The organism is Gilliamella sp. CG25, from assembly GCF_046635705.1.
In the GTDB taxonomy this organism is placed as follows: Bacteria; Pseudomonadota; Gammaproteobacteria; order Enterobacterales; family Orbaceae; genus Gilliamella; species Gilliamella apicola_I.
Genome location: NZ_JBIDFJ010000001.1, coordinates 21,387 through 44,555 on the forward strand (window position 1 = coordinate 21,387; position 23,169 = coordinate 44,555).

General features: G+C 35.5%; 20 protein-coding genes. 19 read left to right on the forward strand and 1 reads right to left on the reverse strand.

Going from position 1 to position 23,169, the window contains the following annotated elements:
* Positions 1–5 precede the first annotated feature (5 nt).
* The 16 genes from ACGH6P_RS00120 (at position 6) to ACGH6P_RS00195 (ending at position 19,549) form a co-directional block, all read left to right on the forward strand.
* Positions 6–1,325 carry an amidohydrolase gene (locus ACGH6P_RS00120; RefSeq protein WP_267361322.1) on the forward strand — a complete coding sequence of 440 codons (1,320 nt, stop codon included), beginning with the start codon at positions 6–8 and terminating at the stop codon, positions 1,323–1,325.
* A 79-nt stretch (positions 1,326–1,404) separates the two neighbouring features.
* Positions 1,405–2,166 (forward strand): molybdopterin-synthase adenylyltransferase MoeB, encoded by a 762-nt coding sequence (locus ACGH6P_RS00125; protein ID WP_267361323.1) that lies wholly within the window; start codon positions 1,405–1,407, stop codon positions 2,164–2,166.
* A gap of 8 nt (positions 2,167–2,174) precedes the next feature.
* Positions 2,175–3,137 (forward strand): tRNA dihydrouridine(16) synthase DusC, encoded by a 963-nt coding sequence (gene dusC / locus ACGH6P_RS00130; RefSeq protein WP_267361325.1) that lies wholly within the window; start codon positions 2,175–2,177, stop codon positions 3,135–3,137.
* A gap of 357 nt (positions 3,138–3,494) precedes the next feature.
* Positions 3,495–4,127, forward strand: coding sequence for a cAMP-activated global transcriptional regulator CRP (gene crp / locus ACGH6P_RS00135; protein ID WP_267352408.1), 633 nt, complete (start codon positions 3,495–3,497; stop codon positions 4,125–4,127).
* A gap of 56 nt (positions 4,128–4,183) precedes the next feature.
* Positions 4,184–4,915, forward strand: a complete 732-nt coding sequence (locus tag ACGH6P_RS00140; protein ID WP_267352407.1) for an isoprenyl transferase — start codon at positions 4,184–4,186, stop codon at positions 4,913–4,915.
* Positions 4,909–5,751, forward strand: coding sequence for a phosphatidate cytidylyltransferase (locus ACGH6P_RS00145; RefSeq protein WP_267361327.1), 843 nt, complete (start codon positions 4,909–4,911; stop codon positions 5,749–5,751). The genes ACGH6P_RS00140 and ACGH6P_RS00145 overlap by 7 nt, the downstream gene beginning before the upstream one ends.
* A 15-nt stretch (positions 5,752–5,766) precedes the next feature.
* Complete coding sequence (gene rseP / locus ACGH6P_RS00150; RefSeq protein ID WP_267361329.1) at positions 5,767–7,086, forward strand: RIP metalloprotease RseP; 1,320 nt, start codon at positions 5,767–5,769, stop codon at positions 7,084–7,086.
* Between the two features lie 25 nt (positions 7,087–7,111).
* Positions 7,112–9,535 (forward strand): outer membrane protein assembly factor BamA, encoded by a 2,424-nt coding sequence (gene bamA / locus ACGH6P_RS00155; protein ID WP_267361331.1) that lies wholly within the window; start codon positions 7,112–7,114, stop codon positions 9,533–9,535.
* Positions 9,536–9,576: 41 nt separating this feature from the next.
* Positions 9,577–10,065 (forward strand): OmpH family outer membrane protein, encoded by a 489-nt coding sequence (locus tag ACGH6P_RS00160; protein WP_267352403.1) that lies wholly within the window; start codon positions 9,577–9,579, stop codon positions 10,063–10,065.
* Entirely contained in the window at positions 10,065–11,093 is a 1,029-nt protein-coding gene (lpxD, locus tag ACGH6P_RS00165) for a UDP-3-O-(3-hydroxymyristoyl)glucosamine N-acyltransferase (protein WP_267361332.1), read from the forward strand. The genes ACGH6P_RS00160 and lpxD overlap by 1 nt, the downstream gene beginning before the upstream one ends.
* Before the next feature lie 109 nt (positions 11,094–11,202).
* The gene (tig, locus tag ACGH6P_RS00170; protein ID WP_267352401.1) at positions 11,203–12,504 is read left to right on the forward strand and encodes a trigger factor; all 1,302 of its coding nucleotides are present in this window, start codon (positions 11,203–11,205) and stop codon (positions 12,502–12,504) included.
* 89 nt (positions 12,505–12,593) lie between these two features.
* Positions 12,594–13,196, forward strand: a complete 603-nt coding sequence (gene clpP, locus ACGH6P_RS00175) for an ATP-dependent Clp endopeptidase proteolytic subunit ClpP (RefSeq protein ID WP_065558960.1) — start codon at positions 12,594–12,596, stop codon at positions 13,194–13,196.
* 24 nt (positions 13,197–13,220) lie between these two features.
* Positions 13,221–14,486 (forward strand): ATP-dependent protease ATP-binding subunit ClpX, encoded by a 1,266-nt coding sequence (gene clpX, locus ACGH6P_RS00180; protein ID WP_267361334.1) that lies wholly within the window; start codon positions 13,221–13,223, stop codon positions 14,484–14,486.
* A 196-nt stretch (positions 14,487–14,682) separates the two neighbouring features.
* Positions 14,683–17,118, forward strand: coding sequence for an endopeptidase La (gene lon / locus ACGH6P_RS00185; RefSeq protein ID WP_267361336.1), 2,436 nt, complete (start codon positions 14,683–14,685; stop codon positions 17,116–17,118).
* Between the two features lie 128 nt (positions 17,119–17,246).
* On the forward strand, positions 17,247–19,091 hold the full coding sequence (locus tag ACGH6P_RS00190) for a SurA N-terminal domain-containing protein (RefSeq protein ID WP_267361338.1): 1,845 nt from the start codon (positions 17,247–17,249) through the stop codon (positions 19,089–19,091).
* Positions 19,092–19,243: 152 nt separating this feature from the next.
* On the forward strand, positions 19,244–19,549 hold the full coding sequence (locus ACGH6P_RS00195) for a ComEA family DNA-binding protein (protein ID WP_267352397.1): 306 nt from the start codon (positions 19,244–19,246) through the stop codon (positions 19,547–19,549).
* Positions 19,550–19,591: 42 nt separating this feature from the next.
* Here the strand turns inward: ACGH6P_RS00195 and priA are convergent, their stop codons facing one another.
* Positions 19,592–21,760 carry a primosomal protein N' gene (gene priA / locus ACGH6P_RS00200; protein ID WP_267361342.1) on the reverse strand — a complete coding sequence of 723 codons (2,169 nt, stop codon included), beginning with the start codon at positions 21,758–21,760 and terminating at the stop codon, positions 19,592–19,594.
* Positions 21,761–21,929: 169 nt separating this feature from the next.
* On the opposite strand from priA, the gene moaC reads away from it, so the two are divergent.
* From moaC to moaE, 3 genes are read left to right on the forward strand one after another with little or no spacing between them, the layout of a single operon-like run.
* Positions 21,930–22,412 carry a cyclic pyranopterin monophosphate synthase MoaC gene (moaC, locus tag ACGH6P_RS00205; RefSeq protein WP_267361344.1) on the forward strand — a complete coding sequence of 161 codons (483 nt, stop codon included), beginning with the start codon at positions 21,930–21,932 and terminating at the stop codon, positions 22,410–22,412.
* Between the two features lie 12 nt (positions 22,413–22,424).
* The gene (gene moaD / locus ACGH6P_RS00210; protein ID WP_411596455.1) at positions 22,425–22,670 is read left to right on the forward strand and encodes a molybdopterin synthase sulfur carrier subunit; all 246 of its coding nucleotides are present in this window, start codon (positions 22,425–22,427) and stop codon (positions 22,668–22,670) included.
* A 1-nt stretch (position 22,671) separates the two neighbouring features.
* Complete coding sequence (gene moaE, locus ACGH6P_RS00215) at positions 22,672–23,115, forward strand: molybdopterin synthase catalytic subunit MoaE (RefSeq protein WP_267361348.1); 444 nt, start codon at positions 22,672–22,674, stop codon at positions 23,113–23,115.
* The last annotated feature ends 54 nt before the right edge of the window (positions 23,116–23,169 follow it).

A 23,169-nucleotide genomic window follows, 5' to 3' on the forward strand; every position in this document is an offset into this window, starting at 1 on the left:
AATGTATGACAAAAGAAGAACTAAAACGACAAGTTTGCAGTGCCATTGCTAATCGTAAAGCAGATATAAAAGCGATTGCTGAGGCAATTTGGGCTGAACCTGAACTGGGCTATAAAGAACACAAAACCGCAAAAAAAGTTGAAGAAGCTTTTGAAAAACTTGGTGTACCCTATAAAAATAAATTGGCGTTAACAGGGGTCAAAGGGCGTTTAAAAGGTGGAAAAGGAAGCCAATGCAGTGTCGCAATTATTGGTGAGCTTGATGCCATTATCTGTGCTGACCATCCTGCAGCCGATGAAACCTCTGGCGCTGCCCATTGCTGTGGTCATAATGCTCAAATAGCGAATATGATGGCTGTCACCATGGGATTAATCGATTCTGGAGCGATGCAATTTTTAGCCGGTGATGTCGTTCCTTTTGCAGTACCGGCCGAAGAATACGTTGAAATTACTTATCGTAATCGTCTGATTGAAGAAGGTAAAATTAAGTATATTGGCGGTAAACCCGAACTTATTTCACGGGGTGAATTTGATGATGTGGATATGGCACTTCAAATTCATTTAACCAGCATACCAAACGATCGCCAAGACGGATTTATTGAGATTTCAACCACAAGTAATGGATTTATCGGTAAATTAATCAAGTATAAAGGTGAAGCTGCACATGCGGCGGCGGCTCCTCATGCTGGTGTTAATGCGTTAAATGCAGCAATGATGGGGATGATGGGCGTTCATGCTATACGTGAAACGTTTCAGGAAAAAGATTATATTCGTTTTCATCCAATCATTACCCAAGGAGGGGATTTGGTAAATGTTGTGCCAAGTGATGTCAGAATGGAAAGCTATGTTCGAGCGGGTAATGTTCCGGCAATGATTGATGCTAATGAACGAATTAATCAGGCATTAAAAGCTGGGGCAATGGCTGTAGGGGCAACTTGTGAAATTAAAGATTTACCGGGTTATCTTCCATTGCAAAATAATCCAACCTTAAATGCTTTTTTGAAGTCAAATGCTGAAGCGTTAATTGGCGAGGAAAATGTGTCGGTTGCACCGCATATGACTGGTAGCACAGATACGGGCGATTTATCGCATATCATGCCTGTTAGTCATCCGTGGATAGGATCCGTTAGAGGTGTGTTACATGGGAAAGATTATACGGTATTCGATGAAGAGATGGCTTATATTCGTCCTGCTCAAATGATGGCATGTACCATTATCGATTTGCTGTATGATGACGCAAAACCAGCTCAAACATTATTATCAAACTATAAACCACTGATGACCAAAGACGAGTATTTAAGCTTCTTAGCGAGTTTTGATAAATAATGTTTATGACTTGGCACAATGCTGTGCCAAGTTTCTGCTATAATAGATTCTTTATGATTAATCACGATGATGATTCCCTATGCTAGCACTAACCGATCAAGAATTACTTCGTTATGACAGGCAAATTTCCTTACTAGGCTTTGATATCGATAAACAGCAAATGTTAAAAAATAGTGCGGTATTGATCATCGGGCTAGGCGGTTTAGGGTGCGCAGCTTCGCTTTATTTGAGTCGTGCAGGTATAGGTAAATTGACGCTAGTTGATTTTGATACCGTATCAGAATCCAATTTAAATCGTCAAATTTTATATACTAATCAAGAGATTAACCAACTGAAAGTAGATGTGGCGAAACAAACATTAATTAAAATGAATTCTGATATTGAAATCGATACTATTAATCAGAAACTTGATGATGTTTCGTTAACTTCTCTTATAAAACAACATAGTCTTGTCATTGATTGTACCGATAATTTATCCTCCAGAGAGCAGATTAACCGCTGCTGTTTCCAAGTAAAAAAACCGTTAGTGTCTGGTGCTGCAATTCGAATGGAAGGCATATTAACGACTTTTACTTATCAAGCAAATGAGCCTTGTTATCACTGTTTAAGTCGATTGTTTGGGCAAGATCAACTGACTTGTGTTGAAGCGGGGGTAATGGCGCCTTTAGTAGGTATGTTTGGTTCCATGCAGGCATTAGAGGCAATTAAAGTTTTGACTGATTATGGTCAACCTTTGGTTGGTCGTGTACTGCTGATTGATGCAAAAAGTATGCATTTTAACCACGTATCTTTGTCGAAACAGCCAGATTGTCAGGTTTGTGGTAACAGTCATAAAATATAGGTAACACAATGAACATCGATCGTATTATTTTAGCGCCAATGGAAGGGGTACTTGATTATCATGTCCGGCAAATTTTGACTGAAATAAACGCATTGGATTACTGTGTGACCGAGTTTGTGCGCATTACTCATCATAAATTATCCAATCGAACTTTTTATCGACTTTGTCCCGAGCTGCATCATGGCGGCAATACGGCATCCGGTACTCCAGTCCGTGTGCAGATTCTTGGACAATCACCCGAATGGATGGCTGAAAATGCCGTTAAAGCAATTGAATTAGGCTCGCATGGGGTAGATATTAATTTTGGCTGTCCTGCTAAAACCGTCGTTGGTAGTCATGGTGGCGCATATCTATTGCAATATCCAGATCAAATCTTCAATATTGTTAAGCAAGTCAGACAGGCAATGGGAACATCCGAAATATTATCCGTTAAGATTCGTTTAGGTTGGGCAGATAAATCTTATTGTTATGAAATTGCTGACGCCATTGCACTTGCTGGTGCAAATGAGTTGGTTATTCATGGTCGAACAAAAGCGGATGGTTATCAAGCCGATAAAATTGATTGGCAAACAATTGGAAATATAAAGCAACGGGTCGATATTCCGATCATAGCCAATGGCGAAATTTTTTCTACACAAAATGCGCAAGATTGTGTAAGGCAAAGCCAAACAAGCGATATTATGCTAGGACGCGGAATATTAACTGTACCAAATTTAGCGAATATAATACGTTTTAATGAAGCGCCTTTAAGCTGGCAAAACGTATTAAATATATTAATGCGTTACGCAACCACAACGATAGAAGATGTAAAACCGTTATATCACTCAGCTCGCATTAAACAGTGGCTTGCTTATTTTCGGCAATACTATGCACCTGCATCAGACTTACTTAGTCAGATTAGGACACTAAAAACCCAAAAAGAGATTTCAGAACATTTAAAGCGAATCACAGATCAATCACAGCATTTTTGACGGTGAAGTTGTTCCATTGGTCATTGATATTGCTTACGATGACGTACTTGGTCATCACGTTTGTTAAAGTATAATTAGAATTAAATCAATATACTTTTTGCCTAATTGAATTCTTTATAAATATTTAATTGTTATATAAATTAGATTAACGAATTCATTTTTCATCGTTATCTTCCAGAAATTGTGTAAAAATCAAACTTAAATATTTAGTCCTGATATTATAGCTATAATAAGTGATATAACAACGATTTATCTATAATAAAAAACGGATTATCTTAATTGTGAGTATATAATTTATTATGTAATTTTGTTATAGTGTATAAGTTGTAAATTGTAAAATAGTATAGAGAGGACTGAATGATTATCGGTAAGCAACAATCGGATACAACGTTGGAATGGTTTTTGTCTCATTGCCATATTCATAAATATCCAGCTAAAAGTACCCTGATTCACCAAGGAGAAAAAGCCGAAACTCTCTATTACATCGTTAAAGGTTCTGTTGCTGTTTTAATCAAGGATGATGAAGGCAATGAAATGATTTTGTCTTACTTAAATCAAGGTCAGTTTTTGGGCGAATTAGGACTTTTTGAAGAAGGCACAGAACGAAGTGCTTGGGTTAAAGCGAAAACAAGTTGCGAAGTGGCTGAAATATCGTACAAAAAATTTAAACAACTTGTACAAGTTAATCCTGATATTTTGATGCGATTGGCAAGCCAAATGGCAAGTCGTTTACAAGTGACTTCAGAAAAAGTCAGTAATTTAGCTTTTCTTGATGTTGCCGGTCGTATTGCACAAACTTTGTTAAATTTAGCAAAACAGCCCGATGCGATGACGCATCCGGATGGCATGCAAATCAAAATTACTCGTCAAGAAATAGGTCAGATAGTTGGTTGTTCACGAGAAACAGTAGGGCGAATTTTAAAAATGCTTGAAGATCAGCATCTCATCTCTGCACACGGTAAAACGATTGTCGTTTATGGTACACGATAATTGAAAAATATTACGAAATTTAGTCATAACATGATTGATATAACGCGAGATATTACATGACACAAGAAAGATGTATTCCAAGTCATGTGGCTATAATTATGGATGGAAATGGTCGCTGGGCAAAAAAACAAAATCAATTACGAGCATTTGGTCATCGTGCCGGTTTGAAAGCTGTGCGTAAAATTGTGAGTTATGCTGCAACCATTGGTATCAAAGTACTAACTTTATATGCGTTTAGTAGTGAAAATTGGAAACGCTCATCCAATGAAGTGTCATCTTTACTTTCGCTATTTATTTATGCATTAAACCGAGAAACAAAAAGTTTACATAAAAATAATATTCGTTTGAATATCATTGGGGATATTTCGCGTTTTAATGAGCAACTTCAAACTATGATAGTTAATGCAGAGGCATTAACTAAAAATAATTCGGGACTGGTGTTAAATATTGCCGCTAACTATGGCGGACGCTGGGATATATTACAATCAGCCCGCAATATAGCAATACAAGTAAAACATGGTGAGTTGATGATAGATGATATTACTGAGGAACGTTTAGGGTTAGAAATGTCAATGGGTGATTTTCCAGATGTTGATTTAGTTATTCGTACTGGTGGTGAATACAGAATAAGTAATTTTTTATTATGGCAAATTGCTTATGCTGAACTTTATTTTACTGATACCTTATGGCCAGATTTCGATCAGGCGTTATTTGATCAAGCAATCAGTGATTTTAATACCCGGGATCGTCGTTTTGGCGGTATTCTAGTGGAGGAGCAATCATGTTAATTCACCGTATTTTAGCTGCTATTATTCTAATACCTGTTGTTATACTAACGCTTTTTTTCGCGCCATTATCACTCTTCACCTGTATTATGATTTTTATTTGTGGTCTTGCAGCGTTTGAGTGGTCGCAGTTTTTAGCAATAACCCAAAAACCGCAAAGAGTTATATTTGCTTTAGTCGTTATTATTTTATTAAGTTTACTCTGTCTATTACCCATTCCGGTTGTGGTAAAATTGAAGCTATATTCAGGGTTATTGTTACTTTCGTTATGTTGGTGGTTGGTTGCACTATTTTTAGTTCTTACCTATCCAAATACGGCTAAATATTGGCGTGGTTCTATCACTGCTAAATTAATATTTGCTTTTTTTACTCTCGTTCCTTTTTTTATCGGGATGATCGAACTTAGAATGATTAATTATAGTGCGAATACTTATACCGGCGCTTATTGTCTGTTATATGTCTTTATTTTAGTCTGGGCAACAGATACTGGCGCTTATTTTGTTGGGCGCAGTATGGGGAAACGTAAATTAGCACCAAAAGTTTCACCCGGTAAAACTTTAGAGGGCTTTATTGGCGGTGTGATTGTTGCCGTTGTTATTAGTTTTATTGCCTACTTTACCGGATTTATTTCAATTAATTTGACTAGTTATATTATGAGTTCTTTATTCGCTATTTTTGCATCAGCATTAGGTGATTTAACTGAAAGCATGTTCAAACGTGAAGCAGGCATCAAAGATAGTGGAAATTTAATCCCTGGACATGGCGGTATTTTAGATCGTATTGATAGTTTGACTGCTGCAGTGCCGATTTTTGCAGCATTATCTTTCAATTTATTTTAAATAAGGTAATTAACTTTGCTTTGGTCTCTGTTGTTATTTATTATTACCATTAGTATATTAGTTACAGTACACGAATTTGGGCATTTTTTCGTGGCAAGGCTATGTGGCGTTCGGGTTGAGTGTTTTTCCATAGGATTTGGGAAAAAAATATGGTCACATAAGTTTTCAGGTGGAACAGAATTTGTCATTGCTATGATTCCACTAGGTGGTTATGTTAGAATGCTGGACGGAAATGCGAAAAACTTATCAACCGACGAAGAAAAACTGGTTTTTGATAAAAAAAAGATATGGCAACGAGCAGCAATTATATTTGCAGGTCCATTTGCTAACTTTATTTTAGCTTTCATTCTTTATTGGATAATTTTTATGCTTGGTGTTGTTACCTATCCGGTTAAAATAGGCAGTACAATACCCGATACACCTGTTGCTACTGTGAATATCCCTTCAGGGGCAGAGTTAAAAAAGATTAATAATATACAGATTGAAAGTTGGAATGATGTAAATTTTGCATTAATGTCTATTTTAGGACAAGATGATGTGACGATTACCTATTTGATTAATGCTGGTAATAATCATCAAAAAGAAGTTAGTCAACGTGTTGATATTCGTCATTGGCATTTTGATATTGAAAAAGAATCAGCAATAAAGACCTTTGGGTTGGTACCTAAAACATTGGAAATTTATCCAATTGTGAGTAAAATTATACCAAATTCAGCTGCCGAAAAAGCGGGTTTACAAATTGGTGATAAGATTCTAAGTTATGATGAACACCCTTATGTAGATTGGAATGATTTTTCAGCTATAATAAAGAAAGGCAATCAAATAAGATTAAAAATTGAGCGTGAAAATAAAAATCTTTACCTTGATTTAACGCCGTCAATACAGGCAAATGGTGAAGGTATTGCGGGGCTATATCCTACCTCGGAAGCAGTCATTAAGCAGTATGGATGTTTAGAAGGGTTTGGCAAAGGATTAGAACAAACAGTGTTAACTACTCAGTTAACAATTCGTTCTTTTTATCAGTTAGTAACAGGTGTTATTGGACTTAATCATTTATCAGGACCAATAACAATAGCAAAAAGCGCAGGGCAAACAGCAAGTTATGGTTTCACACCTTACTTATATTTTCTGGCATTTATTAGTATAAGTTTGGGGGTAATCAATCTTGTTCCATTACCAATGCTAGATGGTGGGCACCTAATTTTTTTATTATTTGAAAAAATAAAAGGTAAAAGCTTATCAATTAAAGCAAAAGAACGTTTTTATCGTTTCGGATTTGCTTTTTTACTGGTAATAATGGGGATTGCACTATTTAATGATGTTTTACGATTGTGATGGAATGAGGTTATAAACATTTACAATGAAAAAAATAAATAAATTACTTATAGCATCTTTGCTGTTTAGCACAACAGCAGTATATAGTTCCAATGCATTTTGTGTTGATGATTTTGTAGTAAAAGAAATCAAATTTGAAGGATTACAACGGGTAACTCAAGGGGCAGCATTGCTTGATATGCCAATCCAAGTTGGTGATTATGTTAGTGAGTCTGATTTGGGGCATATTGTTAAATCACTTTACTCGAGTGGAAACTTCGATAATATTACTATTTCTAGAGATGGTAATAGCTTAATCATTCATGTTGAAGAGCGTCCAACCATTGCGAGTATTACTTTTTCAGGTAATAAATCAATTAAAGATGATATGCTGAAAAAGAATTTAGATAGCTCAGGTATTCGGGAAGGCGACGCACTTGATAGAACCATGCTTTCTGCCATGGAAAAAGGGCTAGAAGATTTTTATTATAGCGTCGGTAAATATAATGCTCGAATTAAAGCTGTTGTCACACCATTATCTCGTAACCGCGTTGATTTAAAGCTAGTTGTAGCGGAAGGTAAATCAGCGTTAATCGATCAAATCAACATTGTTGGGGCTAAGGCATTTTCGTCCGAAGAGCTAATTTCACGCTTTTCACTGCGTGATGAAGTGCCGTGGTGGAACATGCTTGGCGATCGCAAATATCAAAAACAAAAATTAGCTTCTGATTTAGATGAATTACAAAGCTTCTACTTAAATCGAGGTTATGCACGTTTTAATATTGAATCCACGCAAGTCAGTTTAACGCCAGATAAGAAAGGTATTTATGTCACTATCAATATTCATGAAGGTGAACAATATAAATTATCTGATTTTGACTTCAAAGGGGATTTTGCCGGACATAAGGATGCGATTACTAAAATAGCAAAAGAGCGTGTTTCAACGGGTGATCTGTATAATGGTAAAAAAATTACTGATATTGAAGATAATGTAAAACAGCTACTTGCAAATTTTGGTTATGCTTATCCAAAAGTCAGTATTCAACCTGAAATGGATGATTCAACGCATACCGTAAAATTAATTATGTTTGTTGATGTAGGGCCGCGTTATTATGTTCGTAATATCAACATTGAAGGTAATACCATAACAAGTGAAGGTGTTATCCGTCGTGAACTTCGTCAAATGGAAGGTTCTTGGCTGAGTAATGGACTTGTAGAATTAGGTAAAGATCGCTTAAGTCGACTAGGATTTTTTGAATCAGTAGATGTTGAAACTGAGCGTGTTCCGGGGGCCGAAGATCAAGTTGATATTACTTACAAAGTCGCGGAGCGTAACACAGGTAGCATCAAACTTGGTGTCGGTATTGGTTCTGATAGTGGTATTAGTTTTAATGCTGGTATTTCGCAAGATAACTGGTTAGGTACGGGTAATAGTGTTTCATTCGATGTAAATACGACAAATACCGATAAAACTGCATCGATATCAGTTGTAAACCCTTACTTTACTATTGATGGGGTGAGCTTAGGCGGAAGCATTTATTACAATACTTATAAAGCAGATGATGATGATGATGAATCTGTTTATTCAAGTAAGTTATGGGGTGCATCAGCTAATTTAGGTTTCCCAATTAGTGAAAATAATTTTATCCGTTTTGGTAGCGAGTATGCTAATCGGAAATTATCCGATATGAAACCACAATATGGTATGTGGCGTTACTTCCATTCAATGGGTGAAAACACTAAAAATAAACACTCCATGACCTATGATACTAATGATTTATTATTAAATGCGAATTGGACATATAATTCATTAAATCGTGGTTATTTCCCGACAGAAGGTTTAAAAGTATCGGCTAACGCAAAAATTACGGCTCCAATATTTGATAACCGCTTCTATAAAGTGGTTGCAGATGCATCTTATTATTATCCTCTTGATAACGATCATAATTGGGTATTCTTAACGCGTGGTCGATTAGGTTATGGAAATGGTTTTGGTGGAAAACAGCTACCATTTTATGAAAACTTTTATGCAGGTGGTTCGACCGTGCTTCGAGGATTTAAATCCAATACTGTTGGGCCTAAAGCAGTCTATTTTAATAGAGCAAACTGTAGTAATTTAAATAATACTTCAGGATGTGTAGAGTCTAAAGATGCGGTAGGTGGTAATGCATTAGCGTTTGCAAGTGCTGAATTAATTGTTCCAACGCCTTTTATTAGTGAAAAGTATTCCGATAGTATTCGAACATCATTCTTTGTTGATGCAGGTACGGTTTGGGATACCGAATGGAACTTAAAAGGTAATCATTTGCATGATTACAGTTCTCCTTCAAATATACGAGTTTCGCTAGGTGTTGCAGTACAGTGGATGTCACCACTTGGACCATTAGTATTTTCTTACGCAATACCGCTTAAGAAATATGACGGCGATTCGTCTCAACAATTCCAGTTTAACATAGGTTCAACATGGTAAAACCATGTTGTAATTAAATGAAATACACATAGGTGAAAAAAGTGAAAAAAATTATATCTATTATTAGTCTTAGTGCAGCGCTTCTTTATACAGGTATAGCTAATGCAGAAATAAAAATTGGTGTTATAGATGTGATGTCTGTATTACAACAAATGCCTCAACGGGAAGCCGTTGGTAAAGCATTAGATAAGGAATTTGAATCACAAATCAAATCGTTACAAGATCAAGAAGAAAAAGCGAAGAATGCAAGTGCTCGTTTGAAAAAAGATGGTCCAACACTATCTGCATCGGAAAAAAGCAAATTAAATAAAACAATTGCTGATTTTGAAAGTAAAGCAAAAGATTTTTCAATAAAATATCGTAAACGTGAAAATGAAGAAGCAGAAAAATTATTGAAACAAATTCAAAGTGCAGTTAAAGAGATTGTTGCTACTGAAAAATATGATCTTATTTTGAAAGCCGAAGCAGCACTTTCTGCCTCTGATGCCGTTGATATCACTGAAAAAGTATTGGAAAAGGTCAAAAAATAATGTTGGCTTGTCGTTTAGAGCAACTAGCAAACTATCTTGACGCACAATTACACGGTAATGCAGATATACTCATTACCGGTATAGCTTCAATGAAAAGCGCTGTATCTGGGCAAATCACTTTTTTGGCGGATCAAAAATTGCAAAGCAAATTAGCAGAATGTAAAGCTTCTGCTATTGTGATGACTGAAGATAGCCTTAAGTATTGGCACGGTGCTGCATTGATTGTTAAAAATCCTTATCTTGCCTATGCAAAATTAGCACAATATCTTGATACAACCCCCGATCCTGCCAAAGATATCGCGCCTTCTGCTGTGATCGACCCTACCGCTCAATTAGGCGCTAATGTTTCGGTCGGTGCTAATGCCGTTATCGAAAGCGGTGTACATTTAGGGGATGGCTGTATTATCGGAGTGGGTTGTTTTGTAGGAAAAAATACGACTATTGGTGCCGACACTAAATTGTGGGCTAATGTAACTGTTTATCATAATTGTGTTATTGGTAAAAACTGCCTGATTCAATCTGGAACCGTTATTGGCTCTGATGGATTTGGTTATGCGAACGACAAAGGTAAATGGATTAAAATCCCTCAACTTGGACGTGTTATTATCGGTGATAATGTCGAAATTGGGGCATCAACTACGATAGATCGTGGTGCACTTGATGATACCGTGATTGGTAATGGGGTGATTATTGATAATCAATGCCAAATTGCCCATAATGATATTATAGGTGACCATACTGCCGTTGCTGGTGGTGTAATAATGGCAGGAAGTCTGACTATAGGACGTCATTGTTTAATTGGTGGCGCAAGTGTAATCAATGGACATATGGAAATTTGTGATCAAGTCACAGTGACTGGAATGGGTATGGTTATGCGCCCGATCACTAAGCCAGGCGTTTATTCATCAGGTATTCCATTGCAAGAGAATAAAATATGGCGAAAAACCGCTTCATTAGTTTTACATATTGATGAAATGAATAAACGCTTGAAATCACTTGAGAAGAAACTATTAAATAGCTCGACGTAGCCAGTTTCGGTCGGTATAATGCCAACCTATTTTATAATTTTTTTAAGCCCAAATATCATTGATGATTTATTTATGGGCTGAATATATTCAATAATTCCGAGGTATAAAGATGCAAGTTTCGGTAGAAACAACACAAGGTTTAGGTCGACGTTTGTCAATTACTATTAAAGCTGAAAATATTAAAAAAGCTATTGATAAAGAATTAGTTAATACGGCTAAAAAAGTTCGTATTGATGGTTTCCGTAAAGGAAAAGTGCCTTTAAAACTTGTTGAACAGCGTTACGGTGCTTCAATTTTACAAGAAGCATTAAGTGATTTAATGCAAAAAAGTTTTATTGATGCGATTATTCAAGAAAAATTAAATCCAGCTGGTGCTCCAACTTATACTCCTAAAGAATATAAAAATGGAGAAGATTACACATTTAACGTTGAATTCGAAGTTTATCCTGACGTTAAAGTTAAAGATTTAGATAAAATTGAAGTTGAAAAACCTGTTGCAGAAGTTGTCGATGCAGATGTTGAAACTATGATTGAAACACTACGTAAACAACAAGGTACTTGGAAAGTAACAGAACAAGCTGCAGGCGAACAAAATCGAGTGACTTTAGATTTTGTGGGTAAAGTAGATGGAGAAGAGTTTGAAGGTGGAAAAGCTAATGATTTTGCATTAGTTTTAGGACAAGGTCGAATGATCCCAGGTTTTGAAGATGCGATTATTGGGCATAAAGCAGGTGATTCGTTTGATATTAATGTAACCTTCCCGGAAGATTATCACGCTGAAAACTTGAAAGGTAAACCAGCTGTATTTGCTGCAACATTGACAAAAGTTGAAGAGCTTGAACTTCCTGAGCTGACTGAAGATGTTATTAAACGTTTTGGTATTGCTGATGGAACAATCGAAAGTTTACGCGCTGAAGTTCGTAAAAATATGACACGTGAACTTAATGCGACAATTCGTAACAAAATCAAATCACAAGTTATCGATGGATTGGTTAAAAATAATGAAATTGACGTTCCAACTGCGTTAATCGATCGTGAAGTTGATGTATTACGCCAACAGGCTTTATCACGTTTTGGTGGCAACATGAAACAACCAATGGAACTACCAAAAGAGTTATTTGAAGCTGAAGCAAAACGACGTGTCAGTATTGGATTATTATTCAGTGAAATTATTGAAAGTAATAAACTCAAAGCTGATGAGGCTCGTGTGCAAACATTGATTGATGAAATAGCAACGGCTTATGAAGATCCTAAAGAAGTGATAGAATATTACCGCAAAGATAAAAAAGCGATGGACAATATCCGTTCTGTAGCGCTAGAAGATCAAGTTGTTGATCTGTTATTAGCTAGTGCAAAAGTAACTGATAAAAATTCTTCATTTTCTGAATTAATGAATCAGCAAATGGCTTAATTAGCAGTTTTATTCAGTTTAAAAAAATTACTTTAAAGCCCAAATAAGGATTATCTGTTTGGGCTATTTTGTTTAATTAGGAGATAAAAATGCCGTTAGAACCATTTATGAGTGTTATACCAATGGTGGTTGAGCAAAGTTCTCGTGGAGAGAGGGCTTATGATATATATTCACGTTTATTGAAAGAGCGGATTATATTTTTAACAGGTCAAGTTGAAGATAACATGGCTAATTTAATTATTGCTCAAATGCTATTTTTAGAAGCCGAAAATCCTGAAAAAGATATTCATCTCTATATCAATTCACCTGGTGGTGTAGTAACAGCAGGAATGGCAATCTATGATACGATGCAATTTATCAAACCTGATGTTAGCACTATTTGTTTAGGCCAAGCTTGTTCAATGGGGTCTTTACTTCTAACTGCCGGTACAAAAGGAAAACGTTACTGCTTGCCTAATGCTCGAGTGATGATCCATCAACCATTAGGTGGTTTTCAAGGTCAAGCTTCTGATATACAAATTCATGCTCAAGAAATTTTACAGGTTAAAAGTCGATTAAATAAAATTATGGCGATGCATACAGGTCAAGATATTAGCGTGATTGAAAGAGATACAGATCGTGATAACTTTATGTCTGCTGAAAAAGCGGTTGAATATGGTTTAGTGGATGCCATATACAGTAAACGATCTTAATAACAGACTAGGTAGGTGGTTAAAGTGAATAAAACAAATTCCGAAAAATTACTTTATTGTACTTTTTGTGGTAAGAGTCAGCATGAAGTTCGTAAACTCATTGCAGGGCCATCATCTATTTATATTTGCAACGAATGTATTGGTTTGTGTAATGATATCTTGAAAGAGGAAACTAAAAACTTTCTTTCCCATGAAGAGTTTATCAGTAAACCTTTACCAACTCCTCATGAAATTCGTGCACATCTTGATGAGTACGTTATTGGTCAAGATCGCGCCAAAAAAGTATTATCTGTAGCGGTTTACAATCATTATAAAAGGTTACGCAACTATTCTAATCCGAGAGATGTTGAATTAGGTAAAAGTAATATTTTATTAATTGGACCAACAGGTAGTGGAAAGACATTATTAGCTGAAACATTGGCTCGATATCTGGATGTTCCTTTTGCAATGACCGATGCCACAACGCTAACGGAAGCGGGTTATGTGGGCGAAGATGTTGAGAATATTATTCAAAAATTACTACAAAATTGCGATTACGACGTTGAAAAAGCGCAACGTGGTATTATTTATGTAGATGAAATTGATAAAATTTCACGAAAATCAGATAATCCATCAATCACACGGGATGTGTCGGGCGAAGGTGTTCAACAAGCATTGTTAAAAATTATTGAAGGTACGGTTGCATCCGTTCCACCTAAAGGGGGACGTAAACATCCTCAACAAGAATTTTTACAAGTTGATACATCAAAAATCCTATTTATTTGTGGTGGCGCATTTAGTGGCTTGGATAAAGTCATTGAAAATCGTGTTTCAACTAATACAGGAATCGGTTTTGGCGCTGATGTTAAAAGTACCAAGCAAAAAGCTTCTGAATCTGAACTGTTAGCCCAAATCGAAGCTGAAGATTTAGTGAAATTTGGCTTAATTCCAGAATTTATTGGACGGTTACCTGTGATTGGTACACTATCTGAACTGGATAAAGATGCGCTAATCAGTATATTGACTGAACCTAAAAATGCATTAACTAAACAATATCAAGCATTGTTTGATTTAGATGGTGTAGATCTTGAGTTTTCTAAAGAAGCTTTAGACGCCATAGCCGTCAAAGCGATGCAACGTAAAACAGGGGCGCGTGGTTTACGCTCGATTGTTGAAAATATTTTATTAGATACGATGTATGATTTACCATCAGAAAAAAATATTAAACAAGTGATTGTTGAACAAGACACGGTTGAAAAATCTCAACCACCTAAGCTAGTGTATCGAGATAACACGAAACTTTTAGCTTAATGATAGAAATAAACTGCCATGAAAGTGGCAGTATACTGATGAAAAAATTGTATAAGTAAAACTAAACATTATGAGTGATTGAATTCGTCAAGGCTTTTAAGGAATAATATGTTTTAAACAATAATAAAATAGGCTTGAATATCTCAAAACAATCCCAATATCTACCTAATAAGTTTGTATTACCAGAGAGAACAATATGAAAACAAAACAAACTAAATCAATGATTATGCCTATTTTACCATTACGTGATGTTGTTGTGTTCCCACACATGGTGATCCCTCTCTTTGTAGGACGAAATAAATCTATACGTTGCCTTGAAAGTGCAATGGAAATGGATAAGCAAGTTTTTCTTGTTACCCAAAAAAATCCATCGCAAGATGATCCAGATATTGAAGATTTATATGAAATTGGCACGATAGCAAATATTCTACAATTACTCCAATTGCCAGATGGCACAGTGAAAGTTTTAGTCGAAGGCGTAGAGCGAGCTAAAATAGTTGATATTGTTGATCAAAATGATGATGACTTTTTAATTGCTAATATTAAACCACTTAGTGAGAAAAAACGCGCTCAAGATCTCAATGAAGCGCTTGTCCGCGTTGTATTATCTAATTTTGAAGAATATTCAAAACTCAACAAAAAAATCACACAAGAAGTGGTTGATTCAATTCGTTTAATAAAAGAACCTTCACAATTATCAGATTCTATTGCGGCAACGCTATTTTTGAAAGTGGATCAGAAACAACAAATTCTAGTCACAGCTGATTTAGAAAAACGTTTCGAATTGCTTATTGCAATGATGGAAGCTGAAATCGATTTGTTGCAAGTTGAAAAAAATATTCGTCAGCGTGTTAAACAACAAATGGAAAAAGCGCAGAAAGAATATTACTTAAATGAACAAATCAAAGCTATTCATAAAGAATTAGGTGATATTGATAATAAACCTGATGAGTTTGAAGAGTTAAAAACCAAAATCACTAAAGCAAAAATGCCAAAAGAAGCCACAGAAAAAGCTATTGCTGAACTTAATAAACTTAAGATGATGCCAGCAATGTCAGCGGAGGCGACCGTGGTACGTGGTTATATTGATTGGATGTTACAAGTTCCTTGGCATAAACGAAGTAAAGTGAAAAAAGATATTGAAGCCGCTCAAAAGATTCTAGATAAGGATCATTATGGACTTGAGAGAGTCAAAGACCGAATTTTAGAGTATTTAGCTGTGCAAGGACGAGTCAATAAAGTAAAAGGTCCTATTTTATGTTTAGTTGGACCACCAGGTGTTGGTAAAACTTCGCTTGGTCAGTCAATAGCTAAAGCAACAGGGCGAGAGTATGTCCGAATGGCTTTAGGTGGTGTACGTGATGAAGCAGAAATACGTGGACATCGACGTACTTATATCGGTTCTATGCCGGGTAAATTAATTCAACGTATGGTTAAAGTTGGGGTGAAAAATCCATTATTCTTATTAGATGAGATTGATAAAATGGCATCTGATATGCGTGGAGATCCTGCTTCTGCCTTATTAGAAGTTCTTGACCCAGAGCAAAATAATGCATTTAGTGATCACTATTTGGAAGTTGACTATGATTTATCCGATGTGATGTTTGTTGCAACGGCAAATTCAATGAATATTCCTGCTCCATTACTTGATAGAATGGAAGTGATTCGACTTTCTGGTTACACAGAAGACGAAAAATTGAATATTGCTAAACAACATCTAATTGCTAAACAGATTGAAAATAATGGCTTAAAATCAAAAGAAATTGACATTGAAGATTCTGCCATTATCGGTATTATTCGTTATTATACTCGTGAAGCAGGTGTGCGAAGTTTAGAGCGTGAAATAGCCAAAATTTGTCGCAAAGTTGTTAAACAATTAGCGCTAGATAGTAAATTGAAAAAAGTGAAAGTCACGCAAGCTAATTTAGCAGAGTTCTTAGGCGTGCAACGTTTCGATTATGGAAAAACGGATAATGAAAACCGAATAGGACAAGTTATTGGACTTGCCTGGACAGAGGTCGGTGGTGATTTGTTAACTATTGAATCTGTCAGTGTTCCAGGTAAAGGAAAACTTACCTATACTGGATCATTAGGTGATGTTATGCAAGAGTCCATTCAAACTGCATTAACAGTTGTTCGTTCTCGAGCGGAGAAATTGGGTATCAATAGTGATTTTTATGAAAAACGTGATATTCATGTGCACGTGCCAGATGGTGCGACACCAAAAGATGGTCCAAGTGCAGGCATTGCTATGTGTACTTCATTAATATCAACATTAACGGGTAATCCTGTTCGTTCTGATGTTGCAATGACAGGCGAGATCACATTGCGTGGAGAAGTGTTACCAATTGGTGGTTTGAAAGAAAAGCTTCTTGCAGCACATCGTGGTGGCATTAAAACTGTGTTAATTCCAATGGATAATGTCAAAGATCTGGAAGACATCCCAGACAATGTTAAATCTGAAGTTGAAATTATACCTGTAAAATGGATTGATGATGTGATAACCGTTGCACTTCAAAATAACCCATTTGGAATGGAACCTGTTACCAATAAAGTTACTTTAAAACAACCGACTAAAAAGGCCATTAAAAAAGTAAAAGGGAATGTTGAAGTGCCAGCTCGATTAAATTAATTATCTAAATTTTAAAAAGATCAACGCATGTTGATCTTTTTTTTGCTTAACATTCTGACAATAGCCTATTTTAGTAAATATGCTATACTTGCCAAATTAATTATTGGTTTTATGGAGAATCTTTAGAAATGATGGAAACAATCCGAGCAGCTGCAAACCATGTAGCTGTTAAAATTATATTCGCTATAATTATTATAAGTTTTATTTTTACCGGCGTGTTCAGTGGCGGTAATAGTGCACGTGATGAACAAATATATATAGCGAAAGTGGATGGTGAAGGGATTAGTCGAGCGCAATTTGAGGCTCAGGCTAGTGCAGAATCATCAAGAGCGATGGGTGATAGCACTTTTATTAAACAAATTCGTCGAGATGTTCTTGCTGATCAAATTAATAACTATCTCGCTTACCAATTATCTAAAGAGCTCAACCTTAATATTAGTGACGATCGTTTAAAAGAAATGATTAGCAAGCAAAAGGAATTTTTTGAAAACGGAAAGTTTAGTAATCAAAAATATTTAAATCTTCTTGCGGCAAATAACTTTACACCAGAGGCTTATGCGGAGTCTATTAGAGCAGCTGCACAGCGACAACAGCTTATCAGTTCATTAATCTATAGTGATTTTGTTGTACCAAATGATTCTGATTTTTCACAATTACTTGATCAAACAAGAACTATTTATGCCGCGCCAATCAGTTCTTCTATTGTCAAAATGGATGATGTCAATATTACGACTGAAGATGAGCAAAAATACTATGATGAGCATAAAAATTCTTTTTTTAGAAAGGAAAGAGTTAAATTTAAATACATAGCAAATTCTAAGCAAGATTATCTAAACACTATCAGTATTGATGATAAAGACATTAAAAAAGAATTTAATGATAACCTAAAGGAATATACCTATCCTGCCAAAAAATCGTTTAGTGTGATTTTTGTAAAAGACTATAATCAAGCTGAAGATATCGTCAAAGACCTATCATCGGGAACCGAATTTTCAACAGTATTGAAGAATATTAATCAGAATGAAGATGTTTCTCCTTATGGCAAAAATGGTTCACTAGGTTGGTTTGCTGATAATGATGACTTACCACAACCTTTTAAAGAGGCAAATTTACATAATATTGGTGAAGTTTCTAAACCAATACAAGTCGAAGGTGGTTATGTCATTGTCAAACTAGATGATTTACAAAAAGCTAAATCTATGGATTATGATTATGCAAAATACCAAATTAAGACCAAGCTTCAAGAAAATAAAATTCAACAACATTTTGAAAATGCTGAAGATAAAATGAAGTCAGCGCTAGTTAACCATTCTAACGATTTCGATGCGATAGCTAAAGAGGCTGGTTTAGACGTTAAAGAAACAGATTGGACTTATTATAATGATGCAAGTTCAATTGCTCGTTATCCAGAAGTACGAGATGTCATATTTAGTAGCGACATGATTGCTGATGATAAAGTGACGGGTAAAATTTCAGAAATAATACCTGTAGGACGAGATTTAGACATGTCAGATTTTATCATTCAAGTTGTCGATTATAAACCTGAAGGAATTGCTTCATTTGAAGAGGTAAAAAACGAAATACATCAAAAACTTTATGATGATATTGTTGATAGTCGTTTTAAATCAACAGTGGATGATATTGTGAAAGAGTTAAATGTAAAAGGCACATCAAAACAAGTACAATTTTCTACCAATTATACCTTGAAAAGAGATTCTAATGAACCTGATAGGAAAGTGGTTGATATGGTGTTTAATTTAGTTCCTTCTGCAACCGATAAACGTGTCTATGGGGTTGAACACATCAATAAACATGATGCTTATATCACGGTATTAACACAAGTTAAAGATGGTGAGTGGCAAGATGTTTCATCTTATTTACTGCGTTATTATTTGCAAAATACCTATAATTCTTTAGCTACGGATATGCGTTCTAAAGCAAAAATTGAAATTATGCCAAACTCAAATTTGTGATATACATCGAAAATTTGATATAGACACTGTTAAAACTAAAAGCCACTTGTGTGGCTTTTCTCATTTTTATAACAAGTTAAATCGTTTCATTAAATTAAATGAGATAGTGCTAACGCAAATTTAATTGCGTAACTATTTTAGAGGTTAATTATATGAAACGAATTTCATTATTTGGTATTTTACTATCGTCTTTTATCTTTTCATCAATCAGTTTAGCGGAACCAACGCCAATATCACCCGTTAAGCAAGAACAAAAGCAGACCATTCAAGTTAATATTAATACTGCGTCAGCGCAAGAACTGACAAAAATATTAACAGGAATTGGATTAAGTAAAGCTCAAAAAATTGTTGAATATCGTGAAAAATTTGGACCATTTGTATCGGTTGAACAACTTAAAGAAGTCTCTGGTATCGGGCAAGCCACTCTTGATAAAAACATCGGGAAAATAGCATTGTGATATTATTTTCCACCAATTCATATTGGTGGAAAATGCCTAACCCTAATAATCTACCGGATCGACATCTATATTCCAACGTACTCGTGAACTTTCTCCCCACTTTTCAATGTTAAGGATAAGTTTATCCAATATTTCTTGTAACAATTTGCGATTAGTATGTTGTAAAAGTAATTGCCACCGATGGTAGTCCGCTTTTTTGGCTTGATTTGCTGGCATCGGGCCAAGTTGCCATAAACCTAAATCACAGTTTGCTCTTAACCAGTCATGAATTTTTTGTAAAAAAATGGGAGCATAATGATTATTACGATCTGCTGCACGGATCAATACTTGATAGCTAAAAGGGGGTAACTGTGTTAATTGACGTTCGTGTAGTGTTACGCTTGCAAATTTTTGATATCCCTCATTTAATAAAATATTAAGAAGTGGGTGATCTGGATGATAGGTTTGCAAAATAACTTCGCCAGCTTTAGTTGCCCGACCTGCCCGACCAGAAACTTGAGTATAAATTTGTGCAAATCGTTCTGTTGCTCTAAAATCACTTGAAAATAGCGCTCCGTCTACATCGATAATTCCAACTAAAGTAACATCTGGAAAATGATGGCCTTTCGCTAAAATTTGAGTGCCAACTAAGATATGAGCTCCGCCTTGTTGAATATCATGTAAATAATTATTCAATGCGCCTTTTTTACTGACTGTATCGCGATCAATGCGACTAATTTTAATATCGGGGAATAAAACTTCGAGTCTTTTTTCAAGCTGTTCAGTTCCAAATCCAATTGGCACGAGGTGAGTCGATCCACATTTAGGGCATTGTTGAGGAACAGCTCGTGGTGTATCACAATGGTGACAACTCAATTTGTGCTGTTTGTGATGATAAGTATAGGGTCTGTCACAACGAGGACATTCTGCAATCCAACCACAGTCATGGCAGATCAGTAATGGTGAAAAACCCCGTCGGTTTAAAAAGAGCATGACTTGATTATTATCAGATAAGTGTTTCTGGATTTGCTCAATTAATGGCTGTGATAATCCTGCATCGAGGGTTAAACCTCGAATATCTAAAATAGACTGTTTAGCCAGCGTTGCATTACCCGCTCTTTCAGTAAGCTGGAGCAACTGATATTTATGATAGATAGCATTTTTGAGTGTTTCAAGTGAAGGCGTTGCAGAACCCAACAAAATCGGAACATTTTCAATTTTGGCTCGGATTATTGCTAAATCTCGAGCATGATAGCGCCAACCTTCTTGTTGTTTATAAGAGCTATCATGTTCTTCATCGATAATAATGATACCTAACTCTTTAAATGGTGTAAAAAGTGAAGAGCGTGTTCCAACGACAATAGCTGTTTCGCCATTACGACTTCTTAACCATACCCCCAGTCTTTCTTTGACCGTTAATCCTGAGTGTAAAATGTCAATCGGTGCATTAAAACGTTGTCTAAATCGGGTAATGGTTTGTGGTGTAAGACTGATTTCAGGTACTAATACCAATGCTTGTTTTCCCATTGATAACACGTGAGATAAAATATTTAAATAGACTTCAGTTTTGCCTGAACCGGTCACTCCCTCTAAAAGAAACACATTAAAATTATCAATCTGTTTATTGACGCTTTGAATGGCATTTGATTGTTGTGCATTGAGTTCAATTGCAGTTGTATTTGTTGAATAGCAAGTTTGCCATTCAGTACTGTCTGGTAAACAACGGACTTGTTCTATTAACTGTTTTTTCTGTAATGCAAGATAGACAGCTGAATTAAAGTCGGTTTCTTGTAGCGTATCATTTTTTAATGCTAATAATAGTTGTTTTTGTTTGGTCGCACGAGGCATTGAGTCTATATTGAACTGCTTACCAAGCTCAGTTAATTGCCATTTTTTAATTTCATCCTTACTTGCTGCTCGTCCTTGTCTTAATAAAATGGGTAAAGCATGAAATAACACCTCACCTATTGGATAATGATAATAACTTGCTGCCCAATTTAATAATTGCCATATTGAATCATTAAATATGGGTGATTCATCAACAATTGATTTTATGGATTTCAAATGACTAATATCAACATCGGTATGTTTATCGATATTAACAATTATGCCTATTGCATCACGATGACCAAAAGGAACCTTCACCCGCATACCAATTTGAGCAGGCATAGTTAATTGATAATCATAAAGTTGGTGTAATGGTACAGGTAAAGCTACATGAGCGATAAGCATGAAAAATCACATCAATGGTTAAATTAAACTCGTATTGTACGTAAAATTAAATGAACTCGCAAAAGCTACACCATGAAATCTAATTTTAAGATGTGAAAAGTGGTTTCAAGTTGTAAAATTTGCTATCTTGATCTTATCGGATTTTTGATGACTATGAAAGGGATAAAAGATGTCAGAGTTATTTTCACATATTAATCAGCGTGGTGATGCGCACATGGTTGATGTCTCAGAAAAAAAAATAACAACGCGAGAAGCGAAAGCAGAGTCAATAATTTTAATGAGTGAAAAAACATTAAATATGATTCTAGAAGAAAAGCATCAAAAAGGGGATGTGTTTGCAACAGCACGAATTGCTGGAATTCAAGCAGCAAAAAAAACTTGGGAACTGATTCCTTTATGTCATCCATTATTATTAACTAAAATTGAAATCAATATTCAAGCAGATATTGATAGAAGTTGTATAAGAATTGAATCTTTTTGCCGATTAAATGGGCAAACCGGCGTTGAAATGGAAGCGCTGGTTGCTGCCTCGGTTGCCGCATTAACTATTTATGATATGTGTAAAGCAGTACAAAAAGATATGGTAATAACACAAGTAAGGTTGCTATCAAAAACAGGTGGAAAATCTGGTGATTTTGTTGCACAAACATAGAAAAAGAACATCATGAATAAAATTATTTTTTTTGCTCAAACCAGAGAGTTAGTTGGAATAGATACTATTGAATTGAATGCCGAACACTGGTCTATTTCCGAACTTATTGATCATCTTAGTCAACGCGGTGATAAGTGGGCATTGGCATTAAAAGAACAAACAGTATTATGTGCAGTGAATCAAACATTTGCGGATGTTAACTATATTATTCAATCAGGCGATGAAATTGCATTTTTCCCGCCCGTAACGGGAGGATAAAATGGATATAATTAAAATTGACGATGAATCGATTAATACTAATGACATTATTAGCTGGCTTTCTGAATTACCACAAGATGGTGCGGTGGTAACATTTATTGGTAAAGTTCGTTGTACAGAAAAAAAAACCATTGGACTTTATTTGGAGCATTATGCGGGAATGACAGAAAAGGTATTGAGCAATATTATTGTACAAGCTCGACAACGTTGGCAATTGAGTCGAATCGCTGTCATTCATCGAGTGGGTAATATTAAAACCAATGAAAAAATTGTATTTGTGGGCGTGAGTAGTGCACATCGTTCAGATGCATTTGCGGCAGCTGAGTTTATTATGGATATATTAAAAAATGAAGCGCCATTTTGGAAAAAAGAAAATACTATTGATGGTAATAATTGGGTTGAAGCAAAAAAATCTGATGTTGATGCATTGAAAAAATGGTATTAATTACTATTTACTATATAATAGCTATGTTATGTCAATTTATTTTTAATGAGAGGT

Bases quoted from the DNA above. Each gene is read 5' to 3' on its own strand.
- ACGH6P_RS00120 (WP_267361322.1), top strand. From the start codon at position 6: ATGACAAAAGAAGAACTAAAACGACAAGTTTGCAGTGCCATTGCTAAT.
- ACGH6P_RS00125 (WP_267361323.1), top strand. From the start codon at position 1,405: ATGCTAGCACTAACCGATCAAGAATTACTTCGTTATGACAGGCAAATT.
- dusC (WP_267361325.1), top strand. From the start codon at position 2,175: ATGAACATCGATCGTATTATTTTAGCGCCAATGGAAGGGGTACTTGAT.
- crp (WP_267352408.1), top strand. From the start codon at position 3,495: ATGATTATCGGTAAGCAACAATCGGATACAACGTTGGAATGGTTTTTG.
- ACGH6P_RS00140 (WP_267352407.1), top strand. From the start codon at position 4,184: ATGACACAAGAAAGATGTATTCCAAGTCATGTGGCTATAATTATGGAT.
- ACGH6P_RS00145 (WP_267361327.1), top strand. From the start codon at position 4,909: ATGTTAATTCACCGTATTTTAGCTGCTATTATTCTAATACCTGTTGTT.
- bamA (WP_267361331.1), top strand. From the start codon at position 7,112: ATGAAAAAAATAAATAAATTACTTATAGCATCTTTGCTGTTTAGCACA.
- lpxD (WP_267361332.1), top strand. From the start codon at position 10,065: ATGTTGGCTTGTCGTTTAGAGCAACTAGCAAACTATCTTGACGCACAA.
- tig (WP_267352401.1), top strand. From the start codon at position 11,203: ATGCAAGTTTCGGTAGAAACAACACAAGGTTTAGGTCGACGTTTGTCA.
- clpP (WP_065558960.1), top strand. From the start codon at position 12,594: ATGCCGTTAGAACCATTTATGAGTGTTATACCAATGGTGGTTGAGCAA.
- lon (WP_267361336.1), top strand. From the start codon at position 14,683: ATGAAAACAAAACAAACTAAATCAATGATTATGCCTATTTTACCATTA.
- ACGH6P_RS00190 (WP_267361338.1), top strand. From the start codon at position 17,247: ATGATGGAAACAATCCGAGCAGCTGCAAACCATGTAGCTGTTAAAATT.
- ACGH6P_RS00195 (WP_267352397.1), top strand. From the start codon at position 19,244: ATGAAACGAATTTCATTATTTGGTATTTTACTATCGTCTTTTATCTTT.
- priA (WP_267361342.1), bottom strand. From the start codon at position 21,760: ATGCTTATCGCTCATGTAGCTTTACCTGTACCATTACACCAACTTTAT.
- moaC (WP_267361344.1), top strand. From the start codon at position 21,930: ATGTCAGAGTTATTTTCACATATTAATCAGCGTGGTGATGCGCACATG.
- moaD (WP_411596455.1), top strand. From the start codon at position 22,425: ATGAATAAAATTATTTTTTTTGCTCAAACCAGAGAGTTAGTTGGAATA.
- moaE (WP_267361348.1), top strand. From the start codon at position 22,672: ATGGATATAATTAAAATTGACGATGAATCGATTAATACTAATGACATT.